The following is a 10,215-nucleotide window of genomic DNA, read 5'->3' on the forward strand; positions in this document are numbered from 1 at the left end:
GATTTCCCATGCCCCATGCCCCATGCCCAATTCCGTATTTTTATTTGGTTTTAGGCAAAGGTTGACCGAACTCAATGATTTGCGGTTCGGGAGCATTAGGGATTCTTGGAACTGGAAATTCTGATATTCCCAAAGGAGGAATGTTATTTAAATTATCGAGTTGATTTGGGAAAGAAGGAGGGGGAAGAATCGAAGCAGGTTGTTGAGAGGATGTATTTGGATTTAAAGGAGGTACGGTGACAAAAGGCTGCCCTGAGTTAGTAGTAGTTGTTGAGGGCAGTTGATTGGATGGAGTCGGAACTGTGAGTAAGGGCGATTGTGGATTAGTAGTTATGGGTAGGTTACTAGGCGGCTTTTGGAGTGTTTGAGGTTGTTTCTTGGCTGAAGGTGCGGACTTTCCTGGTTTTACGGCAGTAGTTTTTTTACCAGAAATAACCGGACGTAACACCCAGCGAGTGGAGTTTTTTCGGGAAACGGGTTGTAGTTGTATCTGTTTGGGATTTAAAACAGCCCCTGGTGCTAAATCTAGGACAATGCGTGTGTCATTTGCGTTCAGCTGAGAAACACGAATGCTTTTAATTGCTCCAGAATAATTTTGTTGTGTAATAATTTTGCCCAACTTAGTATTCGGTAAATCTACAACAAGCCGAGATGGGTGGGCTAGGTAGAAATAACGGGGGGTTGTGCCTGCTGAGAGGGTGATTTCGAGTTGCTGTGTCTTGGGGGAAAAACGCCAATTATCTAGCTTTGCCACTGGTGTCGCAGCAGTAGTGCAAGTTTCAAGGGCGATCGCTGCACAAAAGCCTAATAGACTGATGCTAAATAGCTGCTTGCGCCATTGGCAAAATTGCCTAGTCTTTAGTCCCTGATCCATTCTTTTTATCTGCTCCATAAAACCCATATAATGCGCTCTTCCAATCCCTACTCACCACTCCCCAATTCAATTAGCTTTTTGGGGTACAGCAGTAAATTTCAGAGGTTGTGGAATGCCATTTACGGTTAACTGGCCTGTCATATTACCTTTATCCACAAGTTGCGTTTGAATTGTGACTGAATTCAGAGGATCATTTTGGGTGCGAGGAATATTACAAAGGATTGATTTACCAACTTTTCCAGATAAATTTAACTGTTGATTTCGGAAGATGCCTGCCAGAGAGTGCTTTTTGTCAGTATCAGCGTTAGCGTTTGCTGGTAATACAGAGGCATTTAAGTAAATACCCGATTGCTGAATGTTTAACGTCAGAGTATCCGATTTTTCACAGTTAGGCAAATTCTCCGCTAGAGTTAAACGATACCGACCGCTAACTGGAGGAGGAGCCTTGAGATTGTTTTCTCCGTAAGCACTGACAGTTTTAAACAACAGTAGTACTGAAATTATTGCTACTCCGTAAAAAGTTAAAGATTTGAAGTTGAAATGATTCATGAATTTCAACTCCTCAATGTTGGCTCTTGACTACTAACTTGAGGAAGCATAGAGGCAAGGTGAGCGGTGACTTGGCTGTAGCGGCGGGTAATCAGCAGGGAGGAACGACATTGGATGGCTAGTTGATCTGTATATCTTCCCAAGGTTTGGCGCTCGATACCCCAAGCGCGGCTGGTGCCAGCAATAGTTAGGTCAACACCTTCTGAAGCTTGAATTACGGCTTGCATTGGTTCTGGGGCTTCGAGAATTTTGATTTCAATGCGATCGCGTACACTACTCGGTAATTGTTCCATCATTGTGTGCAGTTCGTAACTTAATTCTTCCTTGGCTTGATTTGCTACTATCTGTAATATCTGCAACATACAAGTCTCACGATTGATTAGCAGTCTCAGAGCTAGTATTAGTGCTAAATCATCATGGATATTGGCTGAATAAGGTACCAATAAACTTTCTAATTGCTCTTTGCCTTTATCTACAAACACTGCTACATCCACTGGGGCAGTGGTAAGTATTTGTCCGACTCGTCCACCTAAACGATTACTACTAAAAGCTGGCCGATGCCAGCCGACGAGAATTAAATCAGCTTGTTCTAATGTGGCAATCTGTGCTGTTTCGCGGGCAACGTTGCTGGATATGCGAACGATAGGATGCACACAAGAACGAGTTTCTGGCGGTTCGAGAGTATTAATCAATTCTTGTAGCTGCTGGTGGCGCTGGGCGATTAATCGGTCTGCTTCAACTGGGGTACTTTCAAAAGCATAGTCTTCTTGAAATTCAATCAGGCTAAGAGGGTTAACAATGGCAGAATATCGGTAATTGAGAGCGATACCTACGGTGGGCTCTGCCAACGCTACTGCCAACTGTACTAAACCTTTTTGGGTACTTGGATTAGCCACTGGCACTAAAATTCGGAAAGGATGAGGGGAAGTTTCACCTCCAGCAGAGGTATCTATACCTGTTTCTGCTTCTGACTCGCGTTCCACAACATCTAACCTGATCAGCTTTTTCGGATATGTCCATTCCAGCAGTGGTGAGGTCATAAATGTAGTTACCAATGCCATAATTACCAGCATGGTAAATATTAAGGGGGAAATTACTTTTAACTCTAGACCAATGTTTAATACTATCAGTTCGGTTAAACCGCGAGTATTCATTAACCAACCGAGTGCCGAGGCTTCCCGTTTGTTAATGCCACTGACACGGGCTGCTACATAAGTACCAACATATTTACCTGCGATCGCCACTCCTAAAACCAAAGCACACAAAAGCCACAATTCGGGACGGTTGAGCAAGCCAATCTGTGTTTTTAAGCCACTGTAGGCAAAAAATATGGGCAGCAAGAATATCAAAACAAAATCTTCGGTTTTTACTGCCAATTCCCGCACTAAATCTTCATTTTTGGGCATGGCTGCTCCCAGCAAAAATGCCCCAAAAATTAAGTGAATCCCAATTAGTTCGGTGATTAATGCCGACGCAACCACTGCCATATAAATCCCAGCTAGCAGCACCTGGCTGAGTCGTCTTGCGCGGAGGTAGTGTTTGGCAAGGCCTTTGAGTAACCAACGTCCCACCGTCAACATCAAGCCGATGTAGACGATGCTGGCGATAATCGTGGGTATAGCACCAGCAAAGTTACCAGTTCGCGCAACTGCGATCGCAACTGCTAATACACACCAAGCTGTAACATCATCTACTGCTGCACAAGTTAACGCCAACGTTCCTAAACGCGTTCCTTGTAAGTTGTTTTCAGTAATGATTCGTGCTAACACCGGAAAGGCAGTAATCGACATCGCCGCCCCCAAAAATAAGGCGAAGGCGGTAAAAGATACACTTGCATCGGAAACTAGGGGATAAAGTAGCACCGCTAGCAATGTTCCTAAAGAAAACGGCACTAAAATGCTGACATGAGAAGTTAAAACAGCTACTTCTAATTGGCCGCTGAGGTATTTGGGATTTAGTTCTAGCCCAATCAGAAACATGAAAAATATTAGTCCCACCTGAGACAAAACATTGAGAAAAGGAATAGTTTCTGGTGGAAACAAGGAAACTGCTATATCGGGAGCAACTAAACCAAGTAAAGATGGGCCGAGCATAATCCCGGCGACAATCTCACCAATTACCAGTGGTTGCTTAATAGAACGGAATCCTAGCCCTACTAGCCGGGAAAGCCCAATAACAATCAGCACTTCAACCAGAACGAGAATAACTATGTGCATGGTTTCCTTAAAATTAACTATCTGGTTTCCCTAAAATAATTCTTTAAAAGACTGGGAAATGTCAAGCAAGCTTGGTAGATACAACCAAGAGTAATTTGTGGTTCATTGTTATATGAATTATTGTTACGATGCAGTTGCAGCCATAAAACATCAATTCTGATGATTTTAGGAACTACATCTCGAATAACTTCCGAATTAACAATAGCAAGAAAACTAGTTAATAGGTAGTCAGTTTGTAGTAGGCTTAAACATTACTACAAACAAATTAGCGGTTATATGGCAATTTTATTTAATTTGCTTTCCACCAAGTGGCTCAGAGGTTGTTTGAAAAGTGGTTGGCTGCGATTTTAATCACCCCCCTTAATTCCCCCTTTACAAGGGGAGGGGGAGGGTGGAGTAAAAAATATTTGATACATCAATCATGACTTTTCAAACATCTTCTCAGATACCCAACTTTTAAAGAAGTTAGAAATATCTTTATTTATCAACTATTTAGGATTGCTATAAACAGAGTTGAATAAATAATCTTACCTAATTAATAAGTAATTAATTTTATATTTAAATTTACTTAAATAGGAGATTTATCATAGCTTGTACCTTGCAACAAAAAGGCAATTAGTGGTGATGCCATGAGTGTAGTAATGACTGCCATAATAACCATGATAGTGAATAAAGTGGGGGTAATTACACCTTGTTCAAGACCAATATTGAGGATGATTAACTCCATCAACCCACGAGCATTCATTAGAGCGCCGATAGTTGCAGATTCGCGCCAATTTTCCCCTGCCAATTTTGCAGCCAACATACAAGCAACACCTTTGCCAAGAATTGCGATCGCAATAATTAAAAGTGTAATTCCCCATAAAGTAGGTGTGTTTATTAATCCGATTTTAGTATTCAGTCCAGAGAAGACAAAAAATATCGGTAACAAAAAAGAAGTAGTTAAAAACTCCGTATATTGGCGAATTTGTTGGGCAAATTCTCCCCGTGGTGTCACTGCTCCTAGCACAAAAGCACCAAATATTGCATAGATGCCTGTGACATCGGTAAACCATGCACAAAACATCAAAATTATCAACATTAAAGTCAGAGTTTGTTTATTCACACCTGTATCGCGTTTTGTCATGCGTGTGAAGGCTTTTAGTAGAGGTTGAGCGAGAAAAATTGCAAATAGCACGTAGCAAATGCCACCACCAATTGCTAATATGGCGATGCTCAGAGAATTTTTCACGCTAGCAAGCACGATCGCTAGCAAACACCAAGCAACTGCATCATCTACAGATGCAGCGCCTAAAGCCAAAGTACCGAAGCGGGTTTGTGCAAGACCGCGTTCGTAAAGAATGCGAGCTAACATAGGAAAAGCCGTAATTGTCATCGACGCACCTAGATACAAAGCGGCTGACCAAGGCGTTACTATTGGTTGAAAGAAATCGCCATTGTGATAAAACCAAAAAGATGCGATCGCTCCTAAAATAAAAGGAGTGATAATCCCGGCAGCAGATAGCAAACTTGCACTTTTGATATGATGTTTTAATAATTTGGTGTTGAACTCTAAACCAATTAAAAACATATAAATTGCCAACCCAATCTGGCTAATAGCATATAAAATCGACATTGATGGGTTGGGTATCTTCAGTCCTACAGCAGTGATAATGGGAAGCTTAGGAAACAGCCATTGCTGAAAATCCGGTGCAATCAATCCTAAAAGTGATGGGCCTAGCATTACGCCTGCAATCATTTCGCAAACAACATCGGTTTGACCAAGATAGCGGCGTCCTAAAATCGTGACGATGCGACATGTGGCTAAAATAACTGTGAGTTGCAGAAATAGCTGAATAACCAGATCAAAATTTGACATTACACTTCCTTAATTTGCGTCTCTGCATTGAACAATCTCCCCAAACTCCAAAGCTTGTCCTGTGTTTCTCATAGATAACTACATCAGCACAAGTACCAATTTTGGAAACATGAGATAGCTATTTTTAATTTGATGAGATAGAGCAGTTGCTAGAACTGCTCTATTGTTCGTAAAAATGCATACAAGTGTACGTTAATACAACATATTGCATCCAAACCGAAACCGCCATCTGTGAGTTAATTTTTACAAACCGATGTATTAGCCTAACAAGCTGATACATTGGCGTAACACCTCAAGAAGCTTGTGTGTACACCATAAACGGGAGCAACGCGAAAAAGTGAGATCGGTGTTTAATTCTCAGTTACATAGCTAGATTCTCAATAAAAACAGGGATTTCGCTGCGATCGCACTATTAAACAGGTCATTTATACCCCTAATTTTTAGCACCTCACAAAATCGCGTTGCTCCCCCATAAACCAATACGCTTATTTGAATTTTTCCCCCTTCCCGCCACGGGTTGGGGGTTAGGGGGTTAGGCCATTTGCGGACACGATATTACAACCATTCCCCACCCTGGAAACGCCAACGGAGAAAGATAATTCGCATCAGGCTTTGTGAACTAATAAAAACTGCTAGCCACACGACGGTATAGTGCAATAAAAAAACTGATAAAGGTAGTTCTTCTTTAGGTATAGGTATTGGTAAAAAGCCAAATAGTTTTACTCCACAGAACACAAATACTAATTCCCATATACCAGCTAAAAGTTGATAGGCTGCTGGCCAATCTCTATCCCATCGGAATTTTTGGAGATAGTTATAAAGCACATCCCAACCTAAGCCAAAGACGGCAACATAACCAAGTATCCAAAAATAAACCGAGTTAGCACTAGAACCAATCAAACCCATTACAAAGGGCAAAGACACAAGTACGCCCACCGTTGCAAGTAATAATAATCGAGTTTGCCAACGACCAAATAAAGTTGGTGTCATAAAAGTACTTACTAAAAAATAGGGAAAAGATGGATTTAAAAATTCAGCTTGTAGTGCTTTTTGCAAGGATGGGAGATACGAGAATATTAGGTTAGCCCCAAAGCATCAAGATATTTATCAGATTATGATGGCTTAAAGTGGTAATCAAATTTAGAATGGTAAGTTGCGATTGCATCCCAATTGATCACATCTTCTAGCAAAGCTTGATAACCCAGTGTATTGGGATGAAGACCATCTTCACTCAAGCGTTTAAGCCGCCAATTTTCACCACGTTCCATCCATTGCTCAAAAATATCTAAATAGGGAATCTGCCGTTTGGTGCAAGCAATTAGAGTTGCTTCTTTGTAGCGATACTGATCGGCATGATTATAGTAAAAACAATCTAAAAATGGCATCTTGGCTTCATTTACTGGCACCATGCCTACAAATAACACAGGACATAGTTGCTGTGCTAAATCTAGCAGAGAAGCAATTTCTTTTTCAAACAATGTAAAATCTGTGTAACTTCGACCATCGGGACGCGCCAACCGCGCTGAGTCATTCACGCCTACTGATAAAATAATCAAGTCGGGAACACGATTTCGCAGTTCACCTCGGTGGCGAAATTCAACTTCTAGTCTTTGGGCTACTTGTTGCGTGCGATCGCCTCTTACCCCTAAATTATAAAGAACATGACCCGCACTATCCGGCAACATCCACCATCGCCGTAGTTGCTCAATCCAACCTCCTTTTTCTGGATCACCAAATCCATAAATTAAGCTGTCTCCCAGTGCGACAATCTTCATGGGCTGAAAGTGATTTGGTGGTACAGACAGCTGCATTGAGGAAGAAGCAAGAAATGTGTGCATTTAACAACTATATTTTATATCTTTACAAGATTCTATACATTTCTATACCATAGATGGCTATCTTTAGTGTCCAAGCATATATCAGGTTTCTAGTTATTGATATGGTTGTAAAGTTAATATTGTTGCAGTTGAGCCTCTGAAGGTGAAGGTTGAGCTTCTGAGGGTGAACGTTGAGCCTCCGAGGGTGAAGGTTGAGCTTCTGAGGGTGAACGTTGAGCCTCCGAGGGTGAATAGTTGAGCCTCTGAAGGTGAACGTTGAGCTTCTAAGGGTGAATGTTGAGCCTCTGAGGGTGAACGTTGCACCTTTGAGCTTGAATGTTGCGCCTTTTATGCTGAAAGTTGCACCTTTTATGCTGAAACTTGCGGTTTAAAAGCTCAAGTTTGGGGTTTGATACTGAAAACGTCTATGCAATGTCTACGACGGGCGTAGCTGCGACACCATGTTTCATTTGATTTTAGGTATAAGTGAGCGCTCATAGTGCGCTAAATGAGTCTGAGAATCGAACCGCAGAGGCGCAGAGGACGCTGAGGAAGAGAGAAGAGGGAGCGTTAGCGCAGCTTATCGTACTTTTACTCTTAAGCAAGCTACGCGTAGCGTTCCATTGGCGCAGCCTCTCGTAGAGAAGGAAAGGTATCGCTATTATATAACTGTGTATTTGCTTAATTTTGGCATCAGTCGTTAGGATAAGTTATAAGTCTAAAAATTATATCTACTGCTAGCTAAGATGAATATTGACCCTGTAGTTAATGCACTTAAAAGTATTGCTAAACCTGCGGCTTCTCTAGTTATTAATCAAGCTCAACGCAATGAAACTGTAGTCAGACTCTTAAAGGAATTCAAGTTTGATCCAGTACAACCACCTAAAGATGTTGATGGTGTTTATGTTTATTCTTTAATTGAGTATGGTGTGGAGCAGCAGAAAGTACTGCTGAATCTTTTTCGAGAAAGAGAAATTAAAAATGCTTTTTGGAGTGCTTATACTTCAAATAATCCCTTGGGTTTTTACAAGGAAGTAGAAAAGTTTTTGCATGGGAAGGATTCAGAATTTGATATCCAATTGAAGAGAATTGAACTACGCTCGCAGTTAGAGGAGTTTGGGGAAATATTTATTAAGGTTGCCAAAACAACTAAATCCAAAGAATTTGAGCCTTTCCCTGAATGGAATTTAGACGAGTATCCAGCAGAATTCAAGTCATTAATTAGAGAAAAAAATCGCTCGTTTTGCGGTCGTCAGTTTGTTTTTGACGCATTTCAACAATTTTGTGACAAAAATTGCAGTGGTTACTTTACAGTGGTGGGTGATGCAGGGATGGGGAAGAGTAGCATTGCTGCTAAATACGTCTGGGACAATAAAGCACCATGCTATTTTAATATTCGCTCCGATGGTCGCAATCGACCGGAGCTATTTCTTGAAAGTATTCGCAAACAATTAATTAAGCGTTACCAGTTGCAGAATGCCCAGAAGGCTAATTTAGCAGATTTACTAGAACAGGTTAGCAAAAAACTGACTGCTGGCGATCGTCTGGTAATTGTGGTTGATGCTTTGGATGAAGTGGAACAAGAAGCAGGGGGGAATCTTTTAGATTTACCACCGTCGCTTCCTGAAAATGTATATTTTGTGTTAACTAGACGACCCTATACTAGAGATAAAAAACGCTTGTCTACACCAGATGTCCCGGTAGAGGAGCTAGATTTAAGGGGAAGTCAGTATGTTAATTTGAGTCGTGAAGATATTAAAGAATATATTCGGTTTTTTTTGAATGGCGATCAAGACTATAAGAATGCACTTAGACAATGGATTAAAGACCGCAATATTTCTGATAACGATTTTGTAGAGCAGGTAGCAACTAAGAGTGAAAATAATTTCATGTACCTGCGCTATGTTTTGTCGGGAATTGCTAAGGGTGATTATAATGATCTGAATTTAAAGCAATTACCTGATGGTCTTCAGGACTATTATCAAGTTCATTGGGTACAGATGGGAATGGATGAAAAACCCCAAGTAGTAAAAGTATTTATCCTGTTTATTTTAGTGGAGATTGGCACACCAATTCCCTGTGAGATGATAGCGGAGATTACTGAACAGGATGAATATGATGTGCAATCAGTTTTAAATGAGTGGGTTGAGTATTTGAAGTTGCAAGATATAGAGGGAGAAAAGTGCTACAGCATCTATCACACTAGTTTTTTAGACTTCTTGAAAGCACAAAGGGTTCTAGATTCCAAACGGAAGCAATTTCAAGAGGTTAATCAACGTATTGTGGACTACCTTGAAAGGAAGGTGGCGTGAGATGGGAAAATTTGCTGACAAGTTAGCGGCACAAAGTCCTGCTTTTCAACGTGCTTACTTGGGTAGTTTAGCGCCAAACTCGATGAAGTCGGGAAATTTGCAGAAGTATTACCAAACTCTGGCTGATTTTAATTTCCTAAGCGCAAAGATTAACCATCCTGAGTTTGGAGTGCAAGCGCTAATTGAAGATTATGATTTGGTTGACGATTTAGAGGTATTAGAAAACTCCAAATATAACCTGGAGAAAGTAAAGGCACTAAAATTTATCCAAGGAACACTGCAACTATCAGCGCATATTTTAGCAACGGATGAGAGACAATTAGCGAGTCAATTGTGGGGACGTTTATCAAGCCAGAAAATGCCAGAGGAAATTCAGGCATTATTGGCACAAGCAAAGCAACTAACAAGTTTCCCCTGGTTGTGTCCATTGACTCCTAGCTTAATTTCACCAGGAGGACGCTTGCTACGTACCCTCACTGGTCATACTTCCGGGGTAAGTGGAGTCACCGTCACTTCTAATGGCTTGCAGGTGATTTCTGCTTCAATTGACTCCACCCTTAAAATCTGGAATCTAATAACAGGAGAAGAA

Annotated in this window: 9 protein-coding genes; 2 read left to right on the forward strand and 7 right to left on the reverse strand. The window is 41.1% G+C overall.

What is annotated here, in order from left to right:
* Positions 1–40 precede the first annotated feature (40 nt).
* The 7 genes from ACFE90_RS10240 to ACFE90_RS10270 all read right to left on the reverse strand — a co-directional run bounded on the left by ACFE90_RS10240 (position 41) and on the right by ACFE90_RS10270 (position 7,638).
* Positions 41–874 (reverse strand): AMIN domain-containing protein, encoded by an 834-nt coding sequence (locus ACFE90_RS10240; RefSeq protein WP_375500093.1) that lies wholly within the window; start codon positions 872–874, stop codon positions 41–43.
* Positions 875–940: 66 nt separating this feature from the next.
* Positions 941–1,423 carry a hypothetical protein gene (locus ACFE90_RS10245; protein WP_375500095.1) on the reverse strand — a complete coding sequence of 161 codons (483 nt, stop codon included), beginning with the start codon at positions 1,421–1,423 and terminating at the stop codon, positions 941–943.
* A 5-nt stretch (positions 1,424–1,428) separates the two neighbouring features.
* Positions 1,429–3,639 carry a cation:proton antiporter gene (locus ACFE90_RS10250; RefSeq protein ID WP_375500097.1) on the reverse strand — a complete coding sequence of 737 codons (2,211 nt, stop codon included), beginning with the start codon at positions 3,637–3,639 and terminating at the stop codon, positions 1,429–1,431.
* Between the two features lie 568 nt (positions 3,640–4,207).
* Positions 4,208–5,497 carry a cation:proton antiporter gene (locus ACFE90_RS10255; protein ID WP_375500099.1) on the reverse strand — a complete coding sequence of 430 codons (1,290 nt, stop codon included), beginning with the start codon at positions 5,495–5,497 and terminating at the stop codon, positions 4,208–4,210.
* Between the two features lie 555 nt (positions 5,498–6,052).
* Entirely contained in the window at positions 6,053–6,487 is a 435-nt protein-coding gene (locus tag ACFE90_RS10260; RefSeq protein ID WP_375500101.1) for a hypothetical protein, read from the reverse strand.
* Between the two features lie 122 nt (positions 6,488–6,609).
* On the reverse strand, positions 6,610–7,335 hold the full coding sequence (locus tag ACFE90_RS10265) for a GDSL-type esterase/lipase family protein (protein WP_375500103.1): 726 nt from the start codon (positions 7,333–7,335) through the stop codon (positions 6,610–6,612).
* A gap of 93 nt (positions 7,336–7,428) precedes the next feature.
* A complete protein-coding gene (locus tag ACFE90_RS10270) occupies positions 7,429–7,638 on the reverse strand; it encodes a hypothetical protein (RefSeq protein WP_375500105.1) in 210 nt (69 codons plus the stop codon).
* Between the two features lie 422 nt (positions 7,639–8,060).
* Between ACFE90_RS10270 and ACFE90_RS10275 the strand changes: the two genes are divergently transcribed.
* Positions 8,061–9,626, forward strand: coding sequence for an NACHT domain protein (locus ACFE90_RS10275; protein ID WP_375500107.1), 1,566 nt, complete (start codon positions 8,061–8,063; stop codon positions 9,624–9,626).
* A gap of 1 nt (position 9,627) precedes the next feature.
* Positions 9,628–10,215: WD40 repeat domain-containing protein (locus tag ACFE90_RS10280; RefSeq protein ID WP_375500109.1), on the forward strand; the 588-nt coding region annotated here is incomplete at its 3' end.

It is taken from the genome of uncultured Nostoc sp. (assembly GCF_964245445.1).
Taxonomy (GTDB): domain Bacteria; phylum Cyanobacteriota; class Cyanobacteriia; order Cyanobacteriales; family Nostocaceae; genus Nostoc.

Coding starts and splice junctions, on each gene's coding strand:
- ACFE90_RS10240 (WP_375500093.1), bottom strand. CDS start 874: ATGGATCAGGGACTAAAGACTAGGCAATTTTGCCAATGGCGCAAGCAG.
- ACFE90_RS10245 (WP_375500095.1), bottom strand. CDS start 1,423: ATGAATCATTTCAACTTCAAATCTTTAACTTTTTACGGAGTAGCAATA.
- ACFE90_RS10250 (WP_375500097.1), bottom strand. CDS start 3,639: ATGCACATAGTTATTCTCGTTCTGGTTGAAGTGCTGATTGTTATTGGG.
- ACFE90_RS10255 (WP_375500099.1), bottom strand. CDS start 5,497: ATGTCAAATTTTGATCTGGTTATTCAGCTATTTCTGCAACTCACAGTT.
- ACFE90_RS10260 (WP_375500101.1), bottom strand. CDS start 6,487: ATGACACCAACTTTATTTGGTCGTTGGCAAACTCGATTATTATTACTT.
- ACFE90_RS10265 (WP_375500103.1), bottom strand. CDS start 7,335: ATGCACACATTTCTTGCTTCTTCCTCAATGCAGCTGTCTGTACCACCA.
- ACFE90_RS10275 (WP_375500107.1), top strand. CDS start 8,061: ATGAATATTGACCCTGTAGTTAATGCACTTAAAAGTATTGCTAAACCT.